The following is a 24,602-nucleotide window of genomic DNA, read 5'->3' as shown; positions in this document are numbered from 1 at the left end:
TCAGGTAGGACCGGACACTGGCAAAGGGAACGGGGACGCCGTTTCCGACGCCCCCGTTCGCAAATTTCCAGCAGGCCGCTGCGTCAAGCAGCAGCACGGCTGGGTTAAATCACTTGTAGTGGCCTTCTCCGCCTACCCTGAGATTGGTAGGCAGGTAACCATATGGCCCCAAACCATTCTGGCCGAAGGAGCGGTCAACTTCCGAAATCCCGTTGCGGAAATTGATCTTCACTGTGGGAGACAGCGATCCACCGCGGACGCCGTTCACGTTGTCGATGAAGGACTGCACCAGCCCGCCTGGCTGCACATAGTGCGAGTAGGCCTGGAACTGGCGGCCGTTCTGCTGGGGGGTGGGCGCTTCGGGGGATTCGGACGGCAGGTTCAGGTCCGTCGGCGAGCCCAGAGCCAGGCCGCTGTTGTTCAACGGCTGGTAGTCGGAGCGGATACCGTCGCCCACAAAGCCGTAGACGCCGTCGGGGCCACGCATTCCGGCAGCGTAGGTGAACTGGTGGCTGATGGTGAACAGGTAGTACTTGTTCTTGCCATTTTCGTTCTGGATGAAGATCTGCGGGCGCTCGGTCTGGTCATTGACGCAGTTTGCCGACAGGAGCGGCGGCAGGAAGGACCACTTGGTCAGGTCCTTGTTGTCCGCCACAGCGAGTCCAACATTTGCCGTCTGGAGGTTGGCTCCCGAGCTGTTGACCTCGTTGACGCTTTCAGCGTTGGGATCGCCCGGCTTGTAACCCAGGTCCTCTTCCTTGCACTCGTAGTCTCCGCGGGTACCACCAGTGTTGCCCTCGAAGACCATGTAGGTCTTCCCGGGATGGGCCGGGTCCTCGAACGTGTAGGGGTCACGGAAGGCGAAGCCGGGGTTCTGCTCCTTGTTTTGGTACATCTTGCCGTCCGGTTCCAACAGCTTGGTGTGCTCGAAGCCGTCGAAGGTTACGCCGTTCTCATCGGCGTGGATGTTGCCCAGGGCCTTCGCAATGGCGGCGTCCGGCGGGGCACCCCCTCCGCCTGAGTTGCGCGCGGCCACATCCGAGAACGTGGTGGCGGTGTAGAAGACGTTGACGTGGTTGCCCTGCATCAGGCGGGTGGACCCTGACCATTCGGTGTTGCCGATGGAGGAACCATCAACAAACAGATGGCCGCCGTAGTTCCACTTGTCCTTGGCAGGATCAGCGTTGGTTTTGCGGAAGAAGTAGCCGATCCGGGCGTTCCAGTGCCGCTGGTCAAAGCCGTAGCCGGCATGCCGGTCCGCCACCAGCGAGAAGATCACGTCATAGCCTTTGTAGCTGATCTGGTTCGCGTTCTCATCGGTGAGCGACCAGGTGTCCCAGACCCAGACGTCCTCATTCATGGTGGGGAAATCCTCGGGGATCTCCGGCATGGTGACGGCCGGACTCATGGAGTTTTCGCCGGGCGCCACTGTGGAGTCGCTCTGGGCCATGATCTGCTTGGCATCCGCGCGGGTCCACTTGGACGTGAAGTCCGACGCCGGATCATGGGCCTGCTGCGTGTGTTCCGTGGGGAGCGGGAACCCGGGGGTCGGGGCCGGCATTTGCTGGCTTTCCGGCGGGTCCGATGGCTCGTTTGCCTGGGCCGAGGGGACGGCCAAGAATGTCGTAACGGCGACGGCCGCCACGAGTGTTGCGGCAGCAGAGCGCTTCCGCAGCATTCGGGGTTGCTTGGGGTGCATAAACATATTTGCTCTTCTCGAGGAGTTCGAAACTATTCGTGGAAGATGGGCGGATGCCCGTTCCAAAACTCCGGCTCCCCTTGAACTAACAGCTATCGCAAGGGACGCCTTCGTTTTGGGTGAGAAGGGACGATAAGCCCTTGACATAGGCCGCTTGGGGTTTCCTGTGCTGCGCCTTTGAACACCCTAGGCATGCTTTTCAGGGCCCTCCAAACCTCTTTACATATGCTTTTAATGCCTTCCGGAGAAGAAGCGTAAGCGCTTACACCTACTTCCTTTTCGCGCGTGCCATAAAGCCAGGCAGAGAGTCAAATGTGTCGAAAACTGCTCCAGGGTTGTCACTTGGCTTTCCGTTAGCCCCCGTTGCGAGTGGCCTACACTGGCGGCGCTTAAGGGCTGGGGAACAGCTTTACGAAAGGGGTTACGGACCCCAACTGGCGCCCCCATCTGCGGATGCCGTCATGCGAATGCGGCTGAGACAAAATGACCCCTTGACGCCTCCTGTGATGCAGGATACAGTTTGGGCTAGTTATACGAATAACCCGATGCATAAAACGAACTGCTGACAGGCCCAAGGAGGTGCCCCATGGCTGGATCACGGCCGAAATCAGGACCGACGATGCATGACGTCGCCGCCGCTGCGGGAGTCTCCCAGGCAACAGTGTCCCTGGTGCTGAACTCGGCTGCCGGGTCACGCTTTTCCGAGGATACCCGCAAGCGCGTACGGGATGCCGTGGACCGGCTCGGCTACCGCACCAACGCCCATGCCAAGGTTCTCCGCGAGGGCGTTGCCGGAATGATTGGGTTCATCGGTGATTCCGTGGCTACTACTCCTTTTGCCGGCGCCATCATCGAGGGGGCGCAGCAGCGGGCGTGGGAGGACGGGCTCCTCCTGCTTTCGGTGAATACCGGGGGTGACAAGGAGCTTGAGGCCGCATCTTTGGACACAATGCTCTCCTACAAGGTTGCAGGAGTTGTCTACGCCGCCATGTATCACCGGCGTCTGGATGTGCCGGAGGTGCTGGGGGATGTCAGGTCCGTGGTGCTGAACTCCCAGGACCGTGCTGGACGGGTCCCGAGTGTCGCCCCGGACGAAGTAAAGGGCGGATATGCGGCGACCAGCCGGCTGCTTAAGGCGGGCCACACCCACGTGGGAATGATCGACATCGAAACCCTCGAGAGCGGCCTTCCGGCCGCCGTCGGACGCTACGAGGGCTACTGTGCAGCCCTTCAGGACGCCGGGCTGGACGTTGATCCGGACCTGGTCCGCTTCGGTCAGGGCGGCGAGGAGCATGGCTACAAGTACGCGATGGAGTTGCTTACTTCCAGAAACCCGCCCACAGCGATCTTCTGCGCAAATGACCGTGGGGCCTGGGGTGCCTACCAGGCTGTGTCGGACCTGCGTCTTTCCATCCCCGGGGACGTTTCGATTGTGGGGTTCGACAACCAGGCCACCCTGGCGCCTTTCCTCCGCCCGGGGCTGACTACCTTTGAATTGCCGTTCGTCGCCATGGGCCGTCGCGCGGTTGAACTGATACTCCAGGATGCGGAACCCGATGGCCGGGTCGAGCTGATGGACTGCCCTCTGATTGAACGGAATTCAGTGACTCATCCTAAGGAGATGCCATGAGCCGCACCATCCCGGCCCGACGCGGGCGTCCCGCTGCGGCTCCGTTGCCGCAGCGAAAAAGTTCTCTTGCGCTCCGCCTCAAGAGGATTTCCCGCGCCTGGCAGTTATACGTATTACTAGCTCCAGCGATCGTCTATATCCTGGTCTTCAAGTACTGGCCGATGTACGGCGTCCAGATCGCGTTCAAGAACTACAACCCGGTGGACGGGTTCACCGACAGCCCCTGGGTGGGCCTGACGCACTTCATCAGGTTCATGAACTCTTACCAGTTCGGCCAGGTGGTCGGTAACACGTTGTGGATCGCCGTCCTTGGCCTGCTGGTGGCCTTCCCGATCCCGATCATCCTCGCCCTGCTGGTCAACCAGCTCCAGAGCGAGAGGTTCAAGAAGTTCACCCAGACAGTGCTGTATTCGCCCGCGTTCATCTCCACCGTGGTGGTGGTGGGCATCATGTTCGTGGTTCTCTCGCCCAGGTCTGGCCTCGTGAACAACGCGATCCAACTCGGCGGGGGTGAACCGATCTTCTTCATGGGCTCAGCAGAGTGGTTCCGCCCCATATACGTCATCTCGGATGTCTGGCAGAACGCCGGCTTTTCGATGATCGTCTACCTTGCGGCATTGGCGGCCATCGACCCGGCACTGCATGACGCGGCCAAGGTCGACGGCGCCTCGAAGCTGCAGCGCATCCGGCACATCGACCTGCCGGGCATCATGCCGGTGGTGACCATTCTGTTCATCCTGGCGATCGGAAACCTGCTCAACGTCGGATTCGAAAAGGCGCTGCTGATGCAGACGCCGCTGAACCTCTCGACCTCGGAGATCATCCAGACCTACGTGTACCACGCGGGCCTGCAGCAGGCGCAGTTCAGCTACTCGGCCGCCATTGGCCTGTTCAACTCCCTCCTTAACCTGACGCTGCTGCTCGTGTTCAACACGATTGCGCGCCGGGCCAACCAAGCAACCCTGTGGTGAGGCCGACATGTCCCTGATAACCAACCCCCCGACTCTCGAGAACCCGAAACGGACCGCCAGCATGGTCCGTCCCAAGCAGTCGCTGAGGGACAGGTATGGCGACCGTGCGTTCAACATCGCCGCCACAACCGTCCTGCTGCTGTCAATCCTCGCCGTGGTCTATCCGCTGTACTTCATCGTCATCGCCTCCATCAGCGACCCGAACGCCGTCTACGAAGGAAAAGTCTGGCTGTTTCCTTCCGGCGTAACCACGGAGGGCTACGAGCGGATCTTCGCGGACAGCCGGATCTGGAACGGCCTGGGCAACACCGTCATCTACACAGTGCTCGGCACCGCCGTCAGCGTCAGCACCATCCTGTGCGGCGCCTACGCCCTGTCCCGCAAGGACATGCCCGGCCGGAAGATCCTGATGCTCCTCTTCGTGATCACCATGTTCTTCGACGGCGGCCTCATCACCAAGTACCTGGTGGTCCGGGACCTGGGCATGCTGGACACCGTCTGGGCAGTGGTACTGCCCGGTGCGGTGGGCGTCTGGAACCTGATCATCGCCAGGTCCTTCTTCGAACACACCATCCCCAATGAACTGCGCGAAGCTGCCCAGATGGACGGGGCCACCGACTTCAAGTTCTTCTTCCAGATGGTGCTTCCCCTGTCCAAACCACTGATCATGCTCATGATCATGGTCCACGTGGTAGCCCAGTGGAACTCGTTCTTCGACGCACTCATCTTCCTCAACGACGACTCGAAGTACCCGCTCCAGCTCGTCCTGCGGAACATCCTCATCCAGTCAGACGTCTCATCCGCCGGAACCACCGGCGGAGACATCGAATCCTATGCGGCAGCGCAAAGGATCGCAGAGCTCACCAAGTACGCCATGATCGTCGTCTCGAGCCTGCCACTCATGATTGCCCTGCCATTCATGCAGAAGCACTTCACCAAGGGCGCCATGATTGGCGCGGTCAAATAACGCACTGCCCACATCACTACTCCCCAGATGCAGTAACCCACCTCACCATCCCCACCAAGAAGAGGAAATGACCATGGCATTCAGCCGCAAATTCGCCGCCCTCGGCGCCGTCCTGGCCGGAACATTGATGTTTACCGCCTGCTCCGGCGGTGGCTCAGGAACCACCGAGATCAAAGACGCCTCCGCGGACTTCGGCTTCCAGGAAACAGGCTTCCCGATCGTAACTAAGCAACTGGAGCTGACCTTCTCCGGCACGAAGTCAGCGCTTGCCCCGGATTACAACACCATGACCGTGGTGAAGGAATGGGAAAAGGCCACCAACGTCCACATCAACTGGGAGAACCTGCCCGAAACTGTTTTCAAGGAAAAGAAGAACCTCATCCTGGCCAGCGGTGACCTGCCCGATGCGTTCTTCAATTCGGGCCTGACCGACGCCGAGATCGCCACCTACTCTGCCAGCGGCACCCTCATCCCGCTCGAGGGGCTCATCGAGAAAAACGCACCGAACCTCTCCAAGCTGCTCTCTGAGCGGCCCGATATCAAGGCCGCCATCACCTCCTCTGACGGGCATATCTACTCGCTGCCCTCCATCGAGGAACTCGGGCTGGTCCAGTTCCCCAACGAGCTTGCCATCAACACCTCCTGGCTGAAAAAGCTCAACATCCCGATGCCCAAGACCATCGACGAGTTCCACGACGCGCTGCTCGCATTCAAAACCCAGGATGCCTCCGGCACCGGCAAGACTATCCCGTTGAGCTTTATGCCCGGCTCCTGGTGCGGGGACATCGTTGACCTGATCGCCGCCCTCGGCGGAGTGCCGGACAACATGGACCACCGGATCGTCCAGGACGACAAAGTCATCTTCACTCCCACGCAGGACGGCTACAAAAAGGCCATCCAGACCCTGCACGAGTGGTACCAGGAAGGCCTGATCGATCCCGAGTCCTTCTCCCAGGACGACAAGGCATACCTGGCCAAGGGCAAGGCAGCCACGGAAAACCTCGGCTCCTTCGTCTGGTGGGAAGTCCCCGAAATGGTAGGCGCGGACCGCGCCAACAACTACTCCCTGGTCCCCGCCCTGGAAGGCGTGAACGGTAAGCGCCTGGTCAGCCAGTCCAACAACCAGGAAATCGCCCGCGGCGCCTTCGCTATCACCAACGCCAACAAGTACCCGGCAGCCACCATGCGCTGGGCAGACAACCTCTACGATCCCATCCAGTCAGCCCAGGCCAACTGGGGACCTATCGGTGAGACCCTGCAAAAGGATGCCAGTGGCATCCTGACCCAGATCCCCGCGCCGGCAGGGACCAGCGAGGGCGAACGGCGCCAAAAGGTCGCCCCCGGCGGCCCGAAAGCCAACACTGCCGAGAACTTCAAAAACGTCGTGGCTCCTGAGCCGAGGGCAGCCCAGCGCCAGAAAACCGTAGAAGAGAACTACAAGCCCTTCGCGGCAAACGACGGGTACCCGCCCGTGGCGCTGTCCACCGAGGAGCTCCAGCAGATCGGCACCATCGAAACGGACGCCGCGTCCCTGGTCAAGCAGAACATGGCCAAGTGGATCGTCTCCGGCGGCATCGAGCAGGAATGGGACGGCTACATCGCCCAGCTCAAGAACATCGGCGTCGACAAAATGGTCGAGGTCTACCAGCAGGGCTACGACCGCTACAAGTCCAACTCCTAGCACCGCACCAGGGTGGGCCGGCACGAACCGGCCCACCCTATCCATGCTGCCCGAACCACGGGCTCCCCGACTTGCAAAGAAATGAGAAACGACCTTCATGACTGCCGCGACCGCCACGACAGCCGATACCTTCCGGCCGGCCCTGCACTACGCCGCCCGGAACACTTGGCTGAACGACCCCAACGGCCTGATCTTCCATGACGGCGTCTACCACCTCTACTACCAGAACAACCCGCTGGATAACGTCTGGGGAAACATGTCATGGGGCCACGCCACCTCCCCGGACCTGGTCAGCTGGACCGAGCACCCTGTCGCCATCGCCTGCGATGAGCAAGAAGACATCTTCTCCGGAAGCATCGTCTTTGACCGGGACAACACCAGCGGCTTCGGCACCGAGTCGGCCCCGCCGCTGGTGGCCGTCTACACCAGCGCCTTCAAGTCCGGCTCCGCACACGCCGGACTCCAGGCACAGTCGCTCGCCTCCAGCTGCGACGGCGGCTACACCTGGACCAAACACAACGGCAACCCGGTGCTGAACCGCGGGTCAGCCGAGTTCCGTGACCCCAAGGTCATCAGGTACGACGGCGGCGCTGGCAGTTACTGGGTCATGGTCGCCGTGGAAGCCACAGACTTCCAGGTGGTCCTCTACAGATCCGACGATCTGAAGAACTGGGAATTCCTCAGCACCTTCGGACCGGCCAACGCCACCGGCGGCGTGTGGGAATGCCCCGACCTTTTCCCCCTGCCCCTCGACGGCGACTCCGAACAGCTCAAATGGGTCCTCACCGTCAACCTCAATCCCGGCGGCCCCAATTCTGGCTCTGCCGGGCAGTATTTCGTCGGGGACTTCGATGGAACCACCTTCACCTCGGCCACCACGGTGACCGAGGGGCTCCAGGACCCCGCCCGGCTGGGCGAGTACCAGTGGCTGGACTGGGGCCGGGACTACTACGCCGCCGTCTCCTTCAGCGACGCCCCCAACGACCGCCGCCTCATGATCGCCTGGATGAACAACTGGGAATACGCCAACCAGATCCCCACCTCGCCGTGGCGCAGCCCCATGAGCCTGGCCCGCGAAATATCCCTCCGCACCGTCGACGGAAGGCCCCGCCTGATCCAAAAGGCCGCCGGAGATTTGTCTGCCCCTTCCAGCATCGGCCGACCCTTCACCCTTGAACGGATGGAAATATCCGACTGCACGCGCGTCCTCGACGGCGCGGAAGGCTCCGTCCAGCGAATCGATCTGACCCTCACGCCCGGAAGCGCCGAGGAATTCGGGCTGATCGTCCGTGCCAACGGCGCCCACGGAACCCGCATCGGCATCCGGCCGGCACAAGGCACCCTGCATATCGACCGGCGGACCTCAGGGCGGACCGATTTCCACGAAACCTTCCCCTCCATCGATACTGCCCCCATTCAACCGATCGGCGGCTCCTACCAGCTGACCATTTACGTGGACCGCTGCTCCGTCGAAATCTTCTCCCAAGACGGCCAGGTCACCATGACGGAATTGATCTTCCCCGCACCCACCAACACCGACCTGGCCGTCTACGCCATCGGCGGAACAGCCATTATCAACAGCCTCCACGTTGATCAATACGTATAACTAGGGCCCCGATATCCATCGGTACGGTCCGCCTGGACCGAATAGCCCAGCAGCAGGTGCTCATTATGGCGGGGGCCGCGGATAAATTGACCTGTTGACACCGCCCACAGGCAGGCATATCCTACAACCAAATGGTTGTAGATCAGCTCAGTGACTCCGAAGTGGACCGCCTGTTCCAGGCGTTCTCCGACTCCACCCGCCGGGACATCGTCCGGCGGGTGACAGCGGGGGAGTACTCGGTGTCCGGCCTGGCTGCCCTCTACGCCATGAGTTTCGCCGCCGTGCAAAAGCATGTGGCGATCTTGGAGCGGGCTTCCCTTGTCACCAAGGAGAAGCGCGGAAGGGAGCAGATCGTGCGGGGCAATCATGAAGGACTGGAAAAAGCCCGCCGCCTGCTCGATGAGTATGAGGCGATCTGGCGGCAGCGCGCCGGGCGGATCGCCGAGATTCTGGCCGAAGGATAGGAAAGGGTTGTCCACCATGACAGTTATCAGTTCCACCAAGAACCTCGAGGCACTGAGCTTCACCCTGGTTGCCGAGTTCGATGCCGGCGTCGAACGCGTGTGGCAGATCTGGGAAGATCCCCGCCAACTGGAACGCTGGTGGGGCCCGCCCACCTGGCCTGCCACCTTCAAGGACTTCGACTTCCAGCCTGGCGGAAAGGCCGGTTACTACATGACCGGGCCGGAGGGCGAGAAGGCCGGCGGCTGGTGGCGTTTCACCGCCATCGAGGCACCCAGGAAGCTGGAGTTCGACGACGGTTTCGCGGACGACAACGGCGCTCCGGTTGACGCCATGGGCACCACCCACGCCACCGTTTCGCTCGAGGACATCGGCGGCCGTACCCGGATGACCATTCAGTCCACGTTCGAAAGCGAAGAGCAGATGGAGCAAATGGTCCAGATGGGCATGGAGGAAGGCATGAAGGAAGCGGTGGGCCAGATCGACGCCGTCCTCGCCGAGCATGCCCGCACCTGACGGAGGCTGACGGAGCAACAACAAAACGAAAGAGGGCGACGGCGGGAGGTCCCGCCGTCGCCCTCTTGTTTTTGCTACTCGTCTGATGTCCCCGCAGGGACCTACGGGGCTTTGTGGAGCAACTCCACCTCAGCCAGGTTGACGTTGCCGCCGTGCTCATCGAGCACCCGGACCTGGCCGTAGTCAGCCCGCTGCGGAAGGGTGAACGTGTACCAGTTGGCGGCGTTCATGCCCGTGATGGTCATGAACGTTGTCCACGTTGCCCCGCCGTCGTTGGAGCCCTGGAGAACGGTGCCGTTGCCGCGGCTGATATGGCTGGCACGCGGGAAGACCCGGACGATGTCCGTGGTGATCCGTGTGCCGTCGGTGGGCTTCACCGTGACCCAGCCGTTCGCCGTCGTGGTGTCCGTGTAGGTGGCTGTGTTCCTGTCGAACATTTTCCACCCGTTCTCCTGGGTGGTGCCGGTCCCCGGCCATGCCCGGGTGGAGGCATTGACCCAATCCTGGACCACCGGAACACGCACGATTCCGGTGTTCCACAAAGCCAGCCGGCTGCCATCCGTGGTGCTGGTGAGGGTGGTTCCGGCTTTGCCGGAAACCGTGCGGTAGTCCACCGAGTACTGGACATCCCGGCCGTATTCGACGTCGGCAGGCAGGACAGCGGCGGCAGTCCAGCTGAGCCCGTCAGCGGATGTTGCCGTTGCGGCCGCTCCTTCGACAACAATCTTCAGCTCGGACAGTGGCTCGGTGGCGACGGCGGCGAACGTTACCGTATCGCCATTGGTGGCCAGGCCCTTGTCCGCGTTGGACGTCGCGATAGACAGCGAGGAAATGGCCGTTGCCATCTCATGCCTGTCGCCGTGGATCCGGAATTCACCGAATGAGGAGATGCCCGGGTAGGCGGGGTCGGTGGGCACGCCGGGGTGGTCCACCTGGACCTTGAAGTAGCGGAACGTCTGGCCCGCCACGTCGGCCCGCACCGGAATGGTCTCCATGGCGAACCCGATGGCCGTGGTGTTGGTGGTCTCCCGCTCAGTCAGCAGCGTCCACGTCCGTCCGTCACGGGAGCCGTAAACGTTGGCACCCTGGGAACGGTTCGCAAAGTTGTACCTGGCCTGGAGGCCAATTGCGTCAGCGGAAACCTGGAAGCCCTGGCCGAAGTCCACGGTGAACGGTGCGCGGAGGTCCCCGGTGGTGGAATGGAAGCTCCCGTCCACGAGGTTCCTCGGCTGGACGCCCGTCGGGTTCGTCGTAACCAGCCCGCGGTAGTCGATTGAACCGTCGTCGGCCAGCCGCGGTGTGAGGAGCCTCAGCTCCGTGACGGCTCTCTGAAGGCGGACCAGCTGATCGAGGTAGCCGGCGTCGTCGGCCGTTTGCATGGCGGCTTTGACTTCACTGCGGACAGCATCAAAGGGTGCGAACGATGCGGACTCGTAGGCAGCATTGGCGTCGTAACCTGTCAGGGCAGCGTCAAATGCGGCCTGCCGGTTGGCGGCAACCAGCACGGTGACGGGACGCGTCGCCAGGGTGGTGGCATCATCTGCCTCCACCTGGAACTTGTGTGATCCAACGTTGCTGGCGGAAGGCTTCCACTTCAGCTGGGCTGTCTCGGGGTGGAGGCCCGCCCCGACGGGCAGGCCGGCGCCCTTGTACGCCAGGACCTCACCGGCAGCATCAGTGGCGGCGAACGTGCGCCTCAATTCGGCTCCGGCCACAGCGATGGCCGGGGTTTTCACATCTGCCGGGAACTGCGGAATGGTCAGCTGTGTCTTGGCCTCCAGGTTGATGAAGTCGAAATCCGCGCTGACGCCGTTGGCGCCGATGACGGTCAGGTAGGCAAGGTTTTCCCCGCCCAGGCTCACGCCGGTCAACTTCTCGACGTCCACATCGTAGGTGATGTACCGCCACTGGTTGCTGGTGTTGGGCAATGGCACTTCGAGCCGTTTGGCGGGATCCTTCCCGATGGCGAGCGTTGCAGGACCGTTGGTACGGAACTGGATACCCACGGCGCTGTAACCGGTCCGGCTGACATACATGAGGGTGCGCGCGGCAATGGTGCTGCCCTTCGCCGACGCGTTGACCCTGACGAACGTGCGTCCGTCCTGGGTCACGGTCTTGGAGCCGCTGTCCATGGCGGAGCTGCGGGTCTCGAACTGGATCTTGGCATCGGTGGCCACGGGGCGGGTCTGTCCCGCGATTTCGGCGGGGAGGGAGAGCCAGAACTCGGGGCTGTAGTCCGGGTTGCTTTCCCAGGAGTTGTAGAGTCCCGTGCCCCAGTAGAACTTGGGTCCGTCCGCCTTGGCGTGCAGTTCGGCCACGTACGGAGCCTCTTTTTCGACGTCCACGCCCAGTTCGTATTTGTAGACGTGATAGAGCTCGTCGATCGGGTTGAACGTTCGGCCGCGGTAGGCCTCAGAGAGGCTGCCCGGCCCGCCGGTGGTATCAATCCACGGCGTTTCGTACCCGAGCATGTAACCCGTGAACGCATTCGCGGCCTTAAGGAGGCGGTCGCCCAGGAACTTGTACGGCGAGACGGCGTCGGTGGCCGTGGAGATGGTGCCCACCGTCGGATCCACCTTGGTGCCCTGGACCGTCAGGAAGCGCGCCAGCGCCCCGTTGGTGTTGATGCCGTCCCAGGCGTGGGCCTGATCGCGGCCCATTTCCTGGTGCTGGACAAAAGAGTAGCCGTAGGGATTGAGGGGATCATCCTTGGAGATGAGCGGGAAGAGGGCTGCCAGCGAGCCGTTCTGCTCGGGACGGGAAGTGGAGGCGTTGACGGTGTACCACTCCACTGCCTCGGCATACCGCTCACGGTTCTCGGTGAAGATGTACCCGGAAATGGCGCCGATCAGGGGGTAGGAGTGCTGGTTCAGGTAGCGCCAGTTGGTGTGGAGGAACGTTTCCGTCATGGGCCCGATGAGGTTGGCGCTGAGCTTGGACGTGTCCTGTTCGTTCCAGTTCAGGTCATAGGCCGTGTAACCCCCGGGGACACTGGTGGCGCGGAACAGCTCGGCCGCCGCCACCATCCTGTAGAGCGGGACTCCCGAATGGATGTGCGCATCCGGGTAGTACGCGTACTTCGCCGGGTCCATGTTGCTCCAGGTCCGGATCAGCCGCATGCCGTTTTCGCGGTACACCGGATCGCCCGTGATGACGTACAGGGTTGCCTGGGTGTAGGCGCCGAAGGCATCCCTGATGAGCTTGCTCTGGACGCCCTGGGAGTTGAAGGCGGTGGTGCCCGGCTGATCGGGGACGGCGCTGCCATTCGAAGAGCGGAAGTCGCGGGCGGCAAACGGCGTTTCCACCATCGCGTGGTAATAGCTCTTCCACGGCTCGGTGCCGGCTTTGACCATGGCACGGGCATTGCGAAGGCTCTCAGCGCTCACGCCGATGCCCGGGTGGACAAAGCCGTTGGCGCTGACACTTTCGGTGATGGTGACGTCCTGGCCTGGGTCAGCAGTGGCGGGTGCCACGCCGCCCGGCAAGGGGATGCCGCCGGCCGGTGCCACCAGGGCAACGGCAGCGGCAAGCCCGAGCATGCGGGCCCATCGCCTCATCGTTGAAGGATGCTTCATCGGTCCTCCTGGATCGATAGGTGGTGCTTGTTGGGGTGGTAGGTCTTTGCGCTGGTTCCAGACTCGTAAACTCGGCCCGCTTGGTCCGGGGCCTGATGTGGCCCGGCGTTGCAGACGAGGCGCGCGGGCCATACTCCGGCGGGCGCGGGTTTAGGCAGCGCAGTGCCTGGAGCGTTGGTTCGGCGTCGCCGGCTTTCCGCACGGATAAGCGCGGAGCAACCGGTTTTGTGGCAAGCTTAGCGGCGGTTTGCGTTCCAGGCAATCGTTTTCCTGAAGGCGGTGAGACTTTGAGGCAAACGTTTTCCTGTATCGTGCGGAGGGTCAGGCGCAGTTCAGCGGGAGGGTTTCAGAGTGTTGTCGTACCGGTTGTCCCTGCCTCGGGGGCAGGCGCGGGCCGTCGTCGTGGCGGTCAATGGGCTGATGGAGTCGGCCGAATGCCTGGAGGCCGCCTTTCCGCACTGGGTTTCCCATGGATGGGCTGTCCTGGCGCTCGACATGCGTGGGCACGGCAGCTCTCCCCGCTGGTCTGACGAAGATCTGCAGCGGCATCCGGGCGATGTCATGGTGCAGGATGTCCTGGATGTCCTTGGCTCAGCGGATCTCCGGGAGGCGGCGGGGCTGCCTGCCTTCTACTATGGCCATTCGGCCGGGGGTTCGGTGGCGGCTGCTGTCGCGGCCGCGCTAGTGGATCAGGCTGCGGTGCTTGATCAAGCGCGCGCCGGATTCCGTCCCGCAGCCGTCTTGCTGGAGGATCCCTTTTGGCGGCTTCCGGTCACTCCCTTGCAGGACCCCTCCGTGGCGGAAGCGGCCTACGCACACCTCCTCAAAGTCCAGGCCTGCACGGCCTCAGAACGCGCCGTCATCAGGCGGCATGAGTGGCCAAACTGGAGCGAGGCAGAGATTCTGCGGAGCACCATGGCTCAGGAGCACTGCGATCCCCGGCTGATCCGCAACGGCAACGTCATTCCCTCCACGCCCTGGCCTGACCTGACGGCATCCCTCACCGCTGCCGATGTGCCGGTCCTGATCATCACGGGAACAGTCCGGGCCGGGATCATGCCGGAACACCAGCGGATGGCCCGCGGATTGGGTGCAAAGGTGGAGGTTTTCGATGGCGCTTCGCATTTTGTCCGCCGGGACATGGAGGAAAGGTTCATGAGTACAGCCACAGCATTTTTTGCAGAAGCGCTGGAAGTTTAGGAGAGCGCCCTCGGCGAGCTGGATTGGCCACTTCGGCGGCGATGCAGCCTGCTCGCAACCTCTCCCTCCCTAGCATTGGCCCGGACGAAGACGTCCGTTTCCAAGGAGGAGTACGCATGACTGTTTATGTACAGCCCGGCCACGAAGGATCCAAAGTCCGCTTTAAGGACAGGTACGAGAACTGGATCGGCGGCGAGTGGGTAGCTCCAACCACCGGACAATACATCGAGAACGTCTCCCCGGTGAACGGCAAGCAGTTTACCGAGGTGGCCCGTGGTGCCGCCGCGGATGTTGAGCTGGCCCTGGACGCCGCACATAGGGCAGCGCCGGCGTGGGGCAAGGCTTCGGCTACGGAGCGCGCCGCCGTCCTGAACAAGATCGCAGACCGTATTGATGCCAACCTGGAGCTGCTTGCTGTCGCGGAGACCTGGGACAACGGGAAGCCCATCCGCGAGACGTTGAGTGCGGACATTCCGCTCGCGGCTGACCACTTCCGCTACTTCGCCTCGGCCGTCCGTGCCCAGGAGGGCCGGCTGTCCCAGCTGGACGAAGACACCACGGCGTACCACTTCCATGAGCCGCTTGGGGTGGTCGGACAGATCATCCCGTGGAACTTCCCCATCCTGATGGCCGTCTGGAAAATGGCCCCTGCCCTGGCTGCCGGCAATGCCGTGGTCCTCAAACCCGCGTCAAACACTCCGGCGTCCATCCTGGTCCTGGCCGAACTCATCGCGGATCTGCTGCCGGCAGGCCTGTTGAACATTGTGAATGGCTTCGGCTCGGAGGTTGGCAAGCCGCTGGCGTCCAGCCCGCGGATCCGGAAGATCGCCTTCACTGGCGAAACCTCCACCGGACGGCTGATCAGCCAGTACGCCAGCCAGAACCTGATTCCGGTCACCCTGGAGCTTGGCGGCAAGAGCCCCAACATCTTCTTCGACGACGTGGCCGACTCCAACGACGCGTTCTACGACAAAGCGCTGGAAGGCTTCACTCTGTATGCGTTCAATCAGGGCGAAGTCTGCAGCAGCCCGTCACGGGCGCTGGTCCAGGAGGACATCTACGATTCCTTCATGGCCGACGCCGTGGCCCGGACGCAGAAAATCATCCAGGGCAACCCGCTGGACACCGAAACCCAGATCGGTGCCCAGGCGTCGGTGGGCCAAATGGAGAAGATCCTCTCCTACATCGACATCGGGCTCGACGAGGGTGCCAAGATCCTGGCCGGCGGTGCCCAGACAGAGCTCGACGGCGATCTGGCCGGCGGCTACTACGTCCAGCCCACAATCTTCGAGGGCGACAACAAGATGCGGATCTTCCAGGAGGAAATCTTCGGGCCCGTTGTTTCGGTGGCGAAGTTCAGCGACTACAACGACGCCATGGGCATCGCCAACGACACCCTCTACGGCCTCGGCGCCGGGGTCTGGTCCCGCAACGGCAACGTGGCCTACCGCGCCGGCCGTGAAATCCAGGCCGGCCGCGTCTGGGTCAACAACTACCACGCCTACCCGGCCGGCGCCGCGTTTGGCGGCTACAAATCATCCGGCATCGGACGGGAAAACCACTCCATGATGCTGGACCACTACCAGCAGACCAAAAACCTCCTGGTCAGCCACTCAGAAAACAAACTCGGCTTCTTCTAGGGCGTCACCTTGTCCGGCATGCCGGCCGGATCCTGGCCGCCTACTGCACCATAGCTACCGGCAGCAGCACAAAAAGGCAGGGAACGACGGCGGGCCCTCCCGCCGTCGTACTCTGCTTGACGGACACCGATGACATAGAACAGCGGCACCACGAAGGGACATTAACATGACGAGAATGCTGATTATTGGACCGCCCGGTTCCGGCAAGGGAACCCAGGCGGAACGCATTTCGGAACGCCTCGGCGTTGTTGCCATCTCCACCGGCGACATCTTCCGCGCCAACGTTAGGGGTGGGACGCCGTTGGGCATCGAAGCCGGCAAGTACATGGATAACGGGGACTTCGTTCCGGACAGTGTCACTAACGAAATGGTCCGGAACCGACTCTGCCAGGACGACGTTGACTGCGGCTTCCTGCTTGACGGTTATCCGCGGACCACGGCGCAGGTGGACTACCTCGATGCGATCCTGGCCAAGGGAGAGCAGAAGCTCGATGTTGTCCTGCAGCTGACGGCAGACGATGAGGAATTGGTCACCCGGCTCCTGGGCCGTGCGAAGGAAACAGGCCGGAGCGATGACACCGAAGCCGTCATCCGGCATCGGCTGGACCTTTACCACGAGCAGACTGAAGCCGTGGTGGCCAAGTATTCCGGCCGCGGCATTCTGACCCGCGTTGACGGCATCGGCGGCATCGACGACGTCACCAACCGGGTGATGGGGTCCGTTGCCGGTGCCGTTGCCCATCCACAGGTCCCGGCCGCCAGCGGGCGCTAGTTCAATTGCCTAAGGCGGTGCTGCGGATCCCCCTTACCGGGGATCCGTGGCACCGCCGTTTTTTACTGGTCGTTTCGCCTATAGTGCCCAAGCTTGCCCGATCCGCACTATCGCGATTTCCTGTCACGATCTGCATCATCCTTGGATCGGGCGTCTGACGGTCAAGCGGGCCTGCCGCCATCGCTCTTCGGGACGCATTTTGTCTGTCTGATACGGGCCGGACGAAACTCAAGAGTTGAAGGGTCGTGGCCGGGGACTGGCGCAACTGGGTCAGCGGCGCCTCCATGTGAACAGGTAGGCGCCGGTGCCCATCAGAAGGAAGCCGGCTATGCCAACGGCGATGATCTGTGAAGCAACTCCGGCGATGAGCAGCACCACTCCGATCAGGCATGCCATGGCGGCAAAGTAAGTACTTGCCCTGAACCCGGCCTCCATTGAGCCGGACGAAAGTTTGCGGGCCAGGGGCGGATCGTCTGATGCCAGGTCAAGCTCCAGTTCCTCCAGCAGCTTCCGCTCCCTATCGGACAATGGCATTCGGAACCTCCTTTGGATACCCGCCACCGCACTGCCCAGCTCTCGCAGCCGTCACGTGGCTGTAGAGTGTGCAGCACCTTCTAAAAACTCGTACCTCATATGTCAGTATTCTTGACCATAGGAACCTTCCTGATGGAAGTCAAGCCGGGCTTTCCTGCTCCCTCATAACCCCTCACTTGGAGGGCTAGCCGGGCTGCGGAGTGTGTTGGGCTCTAGTCAGGCCGGCCAAATTGCGAACTGGCTTTAATAAAAATACCGGCTATAACTGAATCAGGATGATTTTCTTTATCGCACGAATTGAAAGGAGATGTCTGATGCTTTTTGTTGGCAATGATGACACAATTCGCCACCTGGGGCAGATCCGTGATTTGTCTGCGCTCTCCGGGCTGGGAACCTCGGGTCTTCGACCCGTGCATTGCGGTCAAGGAATGCAGCTGACTTTCCATCGGGCTCCAGGGGATCCCATTTCATCCAGCCCCGAAGCGGATGGCGATCTCTGCCTTGTGTGGCAATGCGGGTGCGGATTTACTCGTGATCCACAGCCGGATCCGCGGCAAGAAGTGTGGGCTGCCGCTGCCTCGGTTGAAACCTGCCAGTGGGAGATGGACCAGGCCCTTGTCCAGCTCCATGCGGCAATTCGGAGCGCTTCGGCCAAGGGCGTCTCCAGCGACGTGCTTGCCGACTCCGGCCAGCTCTCCCGCCATGAAGTCCAATCGATCCTGGACGGATAACACGTAAAAAAGAGTGTGAGAGGCAAGAGAACTCGCCACAGACCATTTCGCTGCACATGGCGAAATTGTTCATAAATCCTGGCCTCTTTCTGTTTGCATAAGGACATTGTCAAAATATCGCGCGGAAATTGCTAAGACATATATGCGGAAAGCGAGATCCGCAGGACGTTTTCCCCATCCCAGGAAAACCCTGTGGCGAAAATAGACCGGGGGAGCGCGGGGAAGGTGGCAGGACCGGGCCCCTCACTCCGACCCACCGGGGGAAACCGTTTCCGGAACCTGCGAAAGGCTAAGGACGACGACGGCGGGACCACCCGCCGCGTCGTTCCTCCTTGCTCGCCAAAACGCTAGGATAACGTTATCCTGTTATTCATCATCGTTTAGCGGCGGAGTTCGAGATCCGACTGCGTACTTCCCGGGAGCCACCATGACCCTTGCGAACCTCAGTCCGGAACTAGAGGACAAGCCGCCGACTCCCGACGTCGCGGATGGCGGGGAGATTCTGTCCTGGGGAAACGACTGCCTGCAGCTTCACGTCCTTCATGGTGACCACATCGCCCCCAGGCTGCTCGTCATCCAGCACGGACAGGCCCCGCTGGTCGATCTGGAGGAACTGCGCCGGTCTTCCCTGCCCATCGTTGAGATTGCCCTGGCCGGCGATGGCCGGCATGGTACGGCGGGAAAGCGGCACGTGGACGGGGCTGCGGCCCAGCGGCTGCGGCTGTCCGGCCTCCAGGAAACGGAAAGCAACGGCGTCCGGCGGCTGGAACTGCGCGCCACAGATCCGGTATCGGGTATCACTGCTGCCGTGCACTATGAGCTTGCCGCCGGTTCCTCCGTCCTGCGGTGCTGGACTGAACTTCGGGCCGGAAGCTCCGCCGTCGGCGTGGAATATGTCTCCTCGTTCACCCTTTCCGGGCTGGGCCATGGCAGGGACTGGGAAGAGGAGTTGGCGCTCTGGCAGGCCGCCAACCCGTGGTCCGGCGAGTTCCGCTGGCGGCGGGCCACGCTGGCCGAACGCGGACTCTACAACGTCGGGATGGTGGAGTACGGCCAGGTTGGGTCCAAGAACCGGGTGGCGGCCACATCCATCGGGGCCTGGTCCACGGCCGAGCACCTCCCCATGGGCATACTGGAGGACGCCGGCACCGGGAGCATGCTGGCCTGGCAGTTGGAGCACAACGGCGCCTGGCACTACGAGCTTGGCGACCGCTACAACGATCTCTATCTCACGGTCTCCGGCCCCACCGCAGCCGAGCACCAGTGGGGCGTCACGCTGGAACCGGGCGAAACATTCACCACCGTCCCCGCCTCCGTGGCCGTTGTCCCGGCCGGCGGTCTTGACGCTGCCGCAGCCGAACTGACTGCCTACCGCCGCCGCATTCGCCGGGCACACCCTGACAACGTGAGCCTTCCGGTCATCTACAACGACTTCCTGAACTGCCTCATGTCCGACCCCACCACCGAAAAGGAGCTGCCGCTGATCTCTGCCGCGTCAGCGCTGGGTGTGGAGATCTTTTGCATCGATGCCGGCTGGTACGACGACGAAAACGGCGGCTGGTGGGACTCGGTAGGAGAGTGGGAGCCCTCCGTTAACCGCTTCCCCGACGGCGGCCTGGCCGGGCTGCTGGGAAAGATCCGGGACGCCGGGATGAAGCCCGGCCTGTGGCTCGAGCCTGAAGTAGTGGGCGCAAGGAGCCGGATCGCGCAGCTACTTCCAGCCGAAGCCTTCTTCAGCCGCGGCGGAGAGCGGATCAAGGAATGGGGCCGCTACCAGCTGGACCTGCGGCATCCTGCCGCCCGGGCGCACCTGGACGGGGTGGTGGACCGGCTGATGGACGACTTCGACCTCGCCTACCTCAAGCTGGACTACAACGTGGACATCGGAGCCGGCACAGACCTCAACGGCGCCGTTGGCGCGGGCCTGCTGGACCACAACCGAGCTTTCCTGGCCTGGGTCTCGGCAGCGATGGACAGGCACCCCGGCCTGACCATCGAAGGCTGCGCCGCGGGCGGATCCCGGCTGGACGGCGCCTCCGGAGCGGTGTTCCCGGTCCAGTCCCTGACAGACCAGCAGGATTTCGCCAAGACCCCGCCCATTTCAGCGGCCGCTCCGCTCACGCTGACTCCCGAACAGTCAGGTGTCTGGGCGTCCGTGGAGGGGTCCATGGGCGATGAGCAGCTGGCCTTTTCCCTGGTCAGTGCGTTGCTGTCCCGGGTCCACCTGGCAGGCCGGATCGATACCCTGGATCCCGCGCAATTGGAGGTGGTCCGCGCAGCGCTGGAAGTCTACAAGGGGCTGCGCGCAGGCATTCCCACCAGCCTGCCCATGTTCCCGCTGGGACTTCCCGCGTGGCGTGATGACTGGATCGCGCAGGGCTCCCGGCTGGGCCAGTCAACCCTGGCCATCGCGGTACACCGACGCGGAGGCGACGTGGTGCAGTCCATTGGGCTGCCGGCCTGGCTGGGCCAGAACCCCGACGTGACGGTGGCCTACCCCACCTGGGGTGCGGCAGACGCCGTCGTACTTTCTGAAACGCCGGGGGCAGCTGTCCTGAAGGTGACGCTGACCGAGGAGAACAGCGCCAGGCTGATCCTGCTCCGCGCCTGACCGCGCCTGACCGCACCTGACCGCGCCCCCGCCCCAAGTAAGTAGCGCTATCTGTCGTTTTGAGGGGTCAAAACGACAGATAGCGCTACTTAGTTGGGAGGGGCGGGACTGGGATTAGCCGACGGCGGCAGTTGACTCCCGCAGGACAAGTTCAGGTTTGACCGTGGACGAAGCCGGGATGGTGCCTGTTTCCACAGTGGAGGCCAGCAGGGCAAACGCCCTGGCCCCCAGATCCTGGAAATCCTGCCGGACGGTGGTCAGCGCCGGCCGCCACAGGGCGACGTGCGGCTGGTCATCGAACCCCACCACCGACACGTCCTCGGGGACGCGTTTGCCGCTGTCCAGCAGCGCCCGGACAACACCGATGGCGATGTCGTCGTTGCCGCAGAAGACGGCCGTCACGTCATCCCTGGCCGCCAGTTCCTGGCCCACCCGGTAACCGCTGGCGGGCTCCCAGGTGGCGTGCAGAACCGGGGGAATGACGGCGCCGGCGGCTGTCAGCGCCGCGCGCCAGCCATCGGTACGGCCAGAGTGCTTGCCCATGGTGGGAACCGACACATGGTGGACGGTCTTGTGGCCCAACGACAGCAGATGATTGGTGACATCCTTGCCGGCTCCGCGTTCGTCCAGCAGGGCGCCGGGTGCCTTGCCGGTGCGCCTGGTCCCGCCGCCGGCCACCACCAGCGGGATGGAATCAGGGAAGGCCTTGACTGCCGCCAGGCCAGGCCGGTCGAACTCCAGGATGATGACGCCGGCCACCGGTTGGGACAGGACAAGGTCGATCGCGGAGTTGACGGCGTCGTCGTCATCGGATTCAACCACGGCGATGATCACCGACATGCCTGATTCGCGGGCAGCCTTCTCGATGCCCTCGATGGTCCTGGCGTAGCCGTAGTTGGACGTGCCGCCCGTCAGCACCGCCACCATGGAGCGTTTTCCGGAGCGGGTGGCGCGCGCGGCGCCGTTGGGCCGGTAACCGAGTTCGGCGACAGCCTTCATCACGCGATCGCGCAGTTCCGGGGCCACGAACTTGCTGCTGGTCAGGACGCGCGAGACCGTGGGAACGGATACACCGGCGGCCTTGGCGACGTCGCTCAGCACAGGCACTTTCTGCCTCAGGGCAGGGGCTGGATCCTTGGTCACCTTCACAGCGTAATGCCAATTGACGGGAAAGGCGGGCAGGCAGGTTGAGGGCGGGGAATCGTTTTCATTGGCCAGCCTGGCCCGTCCCGTAGCGGAAATCCGTGAAGTCTGCGCTGAAGCTCCTGTCCCGCAGGTCCTGCGCCGCCACACCAACAAAAGCACCGGTGAACCGGAGGACGCCGCCGTGGTCGTCTGAGAGTTGCAGGGCGTTCAGTTCCGGCCCGATGGGGCTTAGCGGATTGCCGCCCTGTGCCCAGCGGAACTGCGCCCGGGCGCCGTTGATGCTGCCCTCGAGCCGGAGCGGAACTCCCGGCTCCACCACAACTGAACCGTGTGACCGCAGGCCTGTCAGCGGGTCCCGTTCAAACACTTCCAGGATCTGCTCCACGGGGGCATCGCCGTCCACCAGGTCCCCGCCCGCTTCCCGCACTGTTGTCCTGAGATAGAAGTAGCTGGCGGTGTTGTAGTAGAAGATGAGGCCGGCGCTCTGGGTGAAGTTGGCGGGACTGGCCTCCAGGGTCACCCCGGCTGTGACGTCGGGGGAGGTGAGGCGGCGGGCCACAAGCGACTGCTCGAAAAACGAGTCAGTACTGTGCCTGCCGCGAAGCCGGAGCCAGCCGGGCCGGATGTCCAGGCTGGCCCAGTCAGCATGGGGGCGGTGCCGCAGCGTGCTCCAGGGCCAGCCCACCGTGGTGCCGCCATCGGCGTCGGAAGCTGGCGTGAAGCCGCCGAATTCTGTTTCCTGGATAGGGTCACCGGCAGGGTCACGGGAAACGTCACTGTCAGGGTCGCCGTCGGGAGCAGGTGCAACTGCAGGCTGCGGGCCGTGGACTTCCACGTCCGGGTGCCGGCCGCCCTGTTCGAGCCGCAACCACCCGTCCTCAGTGAAGGCGAGGCGCTGGATGCAGGTTTCCCGGCCCAGGACCGAGTACTGCTTCCCGTCCCTTTCGGCCCAGCGGCTGGCCAGGTGGGCCAGGTAGAGGGTGCCGTCATGTCCGACGGCGATCTCGCCATGGCCTGCCTTCTGCAGTGCGTGGGTGGGAAGATCCCTTGTGGTCAGGACGGGCCCCAGCGGATCCGGCTCGTAGGGGCCAAAAAGCTTGTCCGAGCGCATCATGGCGATGCCGTGGTTCTGTCCCGTGCCGCCCTCGGCCAGCATGAGGTAGAAGCGGTTGTTGAAGGAGTACAGGTTGGGACCCTCGACCAGGACGTCCCGGCGGTGGATGATTTTGGGATCGCCCACTGTGGCTGTGCCCGCGGCGTTGACCTCCTGGATGTTTATCCCGGCGAAGCCGCCGCGGCCTGTGGGGCGGTGGTCCCATTCCATGTTGACCAGCCAGTGGCGACCGTTGTGGTGGAAAAGGGACGGGTCGAAGCCGGTGGTGGTAACCCGCGCGGCTGCGGACCACGGCCCTGCCACATCGGCGGCCCGGGAAATGTAGGTGTCCATGTCCTTGTGGGGCCCGCCGAAGCCGCGAACCACGGTGAAGACCAGCCAGAAGTCGCCGTCGGACCAGCTCAGCGACGGTGCCCAGACACCGCCCGAGTCCTGAAGGCCCCTGAGCTCCACCAGTGCGTCCGGGCCGGTGAAGGAGCCTGCGAATTCCCACGTCTTCAGGTCCCGGGAGCGATGGATCGGGATCACCGGATACCACTCGAAGGAGCTGTTGGCCAGGTAGTACCAGTCGCCGACGCGGATCAGTGAGGGGTCCGGCGAGAAGCCCGGCAACACCGGGTTGGTGAGCAGTGTCATGCGGAGGTCTCCCGATGGGGCGGCGCATCGGGCAACGATGCAAGGATTTCGGGGTGTTCAAAGGGCATCCCGGCCACGTAGCGCTCCAGTTCGGACACCACGTGGTCGCCCATCCGAAGCAGCTCCGTCCCCATGGACCCGGCGATGTGCGGGGTGAGGAAGACATTCGGAAGGTCATAAAAAACATGCTCGGGAGGCAGCACATCGGGTACCGCGACGTCGAGGATCGCGCTGATCCGGCCGGACACGAGCTCGGCTTCCAGGGCATCCTGGTCCACGACTTCGCCCCTGGCGGTGTTGATGACGGTGGCTCCGGGCCGAAGCAGGGCCAGCTCGGCAGCGCCAATCATCCCTATGGTTTCCGGTGTGACCGGCACATGCAGGGAAACCACATCGCTGCGGGACATCAAGGTGTCGAGGGGAACCAGTTCCGCCCCGAGCGCCTGGGCGTCGCCGTAGCTGAGGTACGGGTCATACACCAGGACCTCAAGGTGGAACGGCTGCAGGAGTTTGGCCACGGCGCGGCCGATCCGGGAGGCGCCAACGAGTCCGACGGTCTTGCGGTAGTTGCCCGCCGTCGGAAACTCACTTTCCCGGTCTATCCAGTTGCGCCGCGTCCGGTACATCCGCACGGCGTCGAAGGCCTGCTTGTTGGCGAGCAGAATCATCACCAGGCTGTATTCGGCCACGGGGATGCCGTTGGCTTCTCCGGCGTTCGACGCCGTGATGACCCGGCCCGCGGGAAGGGGCGGCACCTTGTCGCCGACGACTCCGCCGGCATGAATGATGGCTTTGAGGTTGACGGCCAGGTCCAGAACCTCAGGCGACACAGGCGGGCAGCCCCAGCCGGTGATCAGCACCTCGACTTCCGGCAGGAGGGCCCTGGCTTCCGGCGAGGAGAAGCCCTCAAACACGGGACCGCGAAGGTCAGCAACGCCATGCAGGCGCTCCAGCGAATCGGCGGCGATCAGCTGGCCGAACAGTTCAGGCGGAGACATCACCGCCATGGCAACGGGCTGCCGGGCAGCGGCGGGTGGGTGGTCCGGCGAGGTGGCGCTCGATGTGTGCATGGTCTTTTTCTCTGTTTCGTTCGAGGCTGCGGGTTACTTGA

At 63.2% G+C, this 24,602-nt stretch carries 18 protein-coding genes; 12 read left to right on the top strand and 6 right to left on the bottom strand.

The annotated features are described in order from the left end of the window. Positions 1-109: 109 nt before the first annotated feature. Complete coding sequence (locus F8G81_RS20140) at positions 110-1,705, bottom strand: glycoside hydrolase family 68 protein (RefSeq protein ID WP_267276403.1); 1,596 nt, start codon at positions 1,703-1,705, stop codon at positions 110-112. Positions 1,706-2,285: 580 nt separating this feature from the next. Here F8G81_RS20140 and F8G81_RS20135 point away from each other — a divergent pair. The 7 genes from F8G81_RS20135 (at position 2,286) to F8G81_RS20105 (ending at position 9,532) form a co-directional block, all read left to right on the top strand. Then, a complete protein-coding gene (locus F8G81_RS20135; RefSeq protein WP_267276402.1) occupies positions 2,286-3,329 on the top strand; it encodes a LacI family DNA-binding transcriptional regulator in 1,044 nt (347 codons plus the stop codon). Next, positions 3,326-4,300, top strand: coding sequence for an ABC transporter permease (locus F8G81_RS20130; RefSeq protein ID WP_267276401.1), 975 nt, complete (start codon positions 3,326-3,328; stop codon positions 4,298-4,300). The genes F8G81_RS20135 and F8G81_RS20130 overlap by 4 nt, the downstream gene beginning before the upstream one ends. 7 nt (positions 4,301-4,307) lie before the next feature. Continuing rightward, positions 4,308-5,267 carry a carbohydrate ABC transporter permease gene (locus tag F8G81_RS20125; protein WP_267276400.1) on the top strand — a complete coding sequence of 320 codons (960 nt, stop codon included), beginning with the start codon at positions 4,308-4,310 and terminating at the stop codon, positions 5,265-5,267. 67 nt (positions 5,268-5,334) lie between these two features. Beyond that, the gene (locus F8G81_RS20120; RefSeq protein ID WP_267276399.1) at positions 5,335-6,948 is read left to right on the top strand and encodes an ABC transporter substrate-binding protein; all 1,614 of its coding nucleotides are present in this window, start codon (positions 5,335-5,337) and stop codon (positions 6,946-6,948) included. Between the two features lie 97 nt (positions 6,949-7,045). After that, on the top strand, positions 7,046-8,554 hold the full coding sequence (locus F8G81_RS20115) for a glycoside hydrolase family 32 protein (RefSeq protein WP_267276398.1): 1,509 nt from the start codon (positions 7,046-7,048) through the stop codon (positions 8,552-8,554). A 131-nt stretch (positions 8,555-8,685) separates the two neighbouring features. Then, on the top strand, positions 8,686-9,018 hold the full coding sequence (locus F8G81_RS20110; RefSeq protein WP_267276397.1) for an ArsR/SmtB family transcription factor: 333 nt from the start codon (positions 8,686-8,688) through the stop codon (positions 9,016-9,018). Between the two features lie 16 nt (positions 9,019-9,034). After that, positions 9,035-9,532, top strand: coding sequence for an SRPBCC family protein (locus F8G81_RS20105; RefSeq protein ID WP_267276396.1), 498 nt, complete (start codon positions 9,035-9,037; stop codon positions 9,530-9,532). Positions 9,533-9,633: 101 nt separating this feature from the next. Here the strand turns inward: F8G81_RS20105 and F8G81_RS20100 are convergent, their stop codons facing one another. Continuing rightward, the gene (locus F8G81_RS20100) at positions 9,634-13,107 is read right to left on the bottom strand and encodes a discoidin domain-containing protein (protein WP_267276395.1); all 3,474 of its coding nucleotides are present in this window, start codon (positions 13,105-13,107) and stop codon (positions 9,634-9,636) included. A 351-nt stretch (positions 13,108-13,458) separates the two neighbouring features. Here F8G81_RS20100 and F8G81_RS20095 point away from each other — a divergent pair, with 351 nt between their 5' ends. From F8G81_RS20095 to F8G81_RS20085, 3 genes are all read left to right on the top strand, one after another. Continuing rightward, positions 13,459-14,307, top strand: a complete 849-nt coding sequence (locus tag F8G81_RS20095) for an alpha/beta hydrolase (RefSeq protein WP_267276394.1) — start codon at positions 13,459-13,461, stop codon at positions 14,305-14,307. Positions 14,308-14,423: 116 nt separating this feature from the next. Beyond that, positions 14,424-15,947: an aldehyde dehydrogenase family protein gene (locus F8G81_RS20090; protein WP_267276393.1), complete on the top strand. Its 1,524-nt coding sequence runs from the start codon at positions 14,424-14,426 to the stop codon at positions 15,945-15,947. 175 nt (positions 15,948-16,122) lie between these two features. Next, positions 16,123-16,719, top strand: a complete 597-nt coding sequence (locus F8G81_RS20085) for an adenylate kinase (RefSeq protein WP_267279310.1) — start codon at positions 16,123-16,125, stop codon at positions 16,717-16,719. 270 nt (positions 16,720-16,989) lie between these two features. Here F8G81_RS20085 and F8G81_RS20080 read toward each other — a convergent pair whose 3' ends face one another. Next, complete coding sequence (locus F8G81_RS20080; RefSeq protein ID WP_267276392.1) at positions 16,990-17,253, bottom strand: DUF3040 domain-containing protein; 264 nt, start codon at positions 17,251-17,253, stop codon at positions 16,990-16,992. Positions 17,254-17,855: 602 nt separating this feature from the next. Here F8G81_RS20080 and F8G81_RS20075 point away from each other — a divergent pair. Further along, entirely contained in the window at positions 17,856-17,984 is a 129-nt protein-coding gene (locus F8G81_RS20075) for a hypothetical protein (RefSeq protein ID WP_267276391.1), read from the top strand. 427 nt (positions 17,985-18,411) lie between these two features. Further along, a complete protein-coding gene (locus F8G81_RS20070) occupies positions 18,412-20,595 on the top strand; it encodes an alpha-galactosidase (RefSeq protein WP_267276390.1) in 2,184 nt (727 codons plus the stop codon). A gap of 114 nt (positions 20,596-20,709) precedes the next feature. Here the strand turns inward: F8G81_RS20070 and F8G81_RS20065 are convergent, their stop codons facing one another. The 3 genes from F8G81_RS20065 to F8G81_RS20055 form a co-directional block, all read right to left on the bottom strand. Then, complete coding sequence (locus F8G81_RS20065) at positions 20,710-21,738, bottom strand: LacI family DNA-binding transcriptional regulator (RefSeq protein WP_267276389.1); 1,029 nt, start codon at positions 21,736-21,738, stop codon at positions 20,710-20,712. Between the two features lie 64 nt (positions 21,739-21,802). Beyond that, a complete protein-coding gene (locus F8G81_RS20060) occupies positions 21,803-23,491 on the bottom strand; it encodes a family 43 glycosylhydrolase (RefSeq protein WP_267276388.1) in 1,689 nt (562 codons plus the stop codon). Beyond that, positions 23,488-24,561: a hydroxyacid dehydrogenase gene (locus F8G81_RS20055; RefSeq protein WP_267276387.1), complete on the bottom strand. Its 1,074-nt coding sequence runs from the start codon at positions 24,559-24,561 to the stop codon at positions 23,488-23,490. Before F8G81_RS20055 ends, F8G81_RS20060 begins: the two co-directional genes overlap by 4 nt. Positions 24,562-24,602: the final 41 nt, after the last annotated feature.

It is taken from the genome of Arthrobacter sp. CDRTa11 (assembly GCF_026427775.1).
Classification (GTDB): domain Bacteria; phylum Actinomycetota; class Actinomycetes; order Actinomycetales; family Micrococcaceae; genus Arthrobacter.
This window is presented reverse-complemented; position numbering and strand designations above follow the sequence as displayed.

What these genes read in the sequence shown, in the direction of transcription:
- F8G81_RS20140 (WP_267276403.1), bottom strand. Translation starts at nt 1,705, where the DNA reads ATGTTTATGCACCCCAAGCAACCCCGAATGCTGCGGAAGCGCTCTGCT.
- F8G81_RS20105 (WP_267276396.1), top strand. Translation starts at nt 9,035, where the DNA reads ATGACAGTTATCAGTTCCACCAAGAACCTCGAGGCACTGAGCTTCACC.
- F8G81_RS20090 (WP_267276393.1), top strand. Translation starts at nt 14,424, where the DNA reads ATGACTGTTTATGTACAGCCCGGCCACGAAGGATCCAAAGTCCGCTTT.
- F8G81_RS20115 (WP_267276398.1), top strand. Translation starts at nt 7,046, where the DNA reads ATGACTGCCGCGACCGCCACGACAGCCGATACCTTCCGGCCGGCCCTG.
- F8G81_RS20125 (WP_267276400.1), top strand. Translation starts at nt 4,308, where the DNA reads ATGTCCCTGATAACCAACCCCCCGACTCTCGAGAACCCGAAACGGACC.
- F8G81_RS20135 (WP_267276402.1), top strand. Translation starts at nt 2,286, where the DNA reads ATGGCTGGATCACGGCCGAAATCAGGACCGACGATGCATGACGTCGCC.
- F8G81_RS20055 (WP_267276387.1), bottom strand. Translation starts at nt 24,561, where the DNA reads ATGCACACATCGAGCGCCACCTCGCCGGACCACCCACCCGCCGCTGCC.
- F8G81_RS20120 (WP_267276399.1), top strand. Translation starts at nt 5,335, where the DNA reads ATGACCATGGCATTCAGCCGCAAATTCGCCGCCCTCGGCGCCGTCCTG.
- F8G81_RS20130 (WP_267276401.1), top strand. Translation starts at nt 3,326, where the DNA reads ATGAGCCGCACCATCCCGGCCCGACGCGGGCGTCCCGCTGCGGCTCCG.
- F8G81_RS20100 (WP_267276395.1), bottom strand. Translation starts at nt 13,107, where the DNA reads ATGAAGCATCCTTCAACGATGAGGCGATGGGCCCGCATGCTCGGGCTT.
- F8G81_RS20080 (WP_267276392.1), bottom strand. Translation starts at nt 17,253, where the DNA reads ATGCCATTGTCCGATAGGGAGCGGAAGCTGCTGGAGGAACTGGAGCTT.
- F8G81_RS20060 (WP_267276388.1), bottom strand. Translation starts at nt 23,491, where the DNA reads ATGACACTGCTCACCAACCCGGTGTTGCCGGGCTTCTCGCCGGACCCC.
- F8G81_RS20110 (WP_267276397.1), top strand. Translation starts at nt 8,686, where the DNA reads ATGGTTGTAGATCAGCTCAGTGACTCCGAAGTGGACCGCCTGTTCCAG.
- F8G81_RS20085 (WP_267279310.1), top strand. Translation starts at nt 16,123, where the DNA reads ATGCTGATTATTGGACCGCCCGGTTCCGGCAAGGGAACCCAGGCGGAA.
- F8G81_RS20070 (WP_267276390.1), top strand. Translation starts at nt 18,412, where the DNA reads ATGACCCTTGCGAACCTCAGTCCGGAACTAGAGGACAAGCCGCCGACT.
- F8G81_RS20075 (WP_267276391.1), top strand. Translation starts at nt 17,856, where the DNA reads ATGGACCAGGCCCTTGTCCAGCTCCATGCGGCAATTCGGAGCGCTTCG.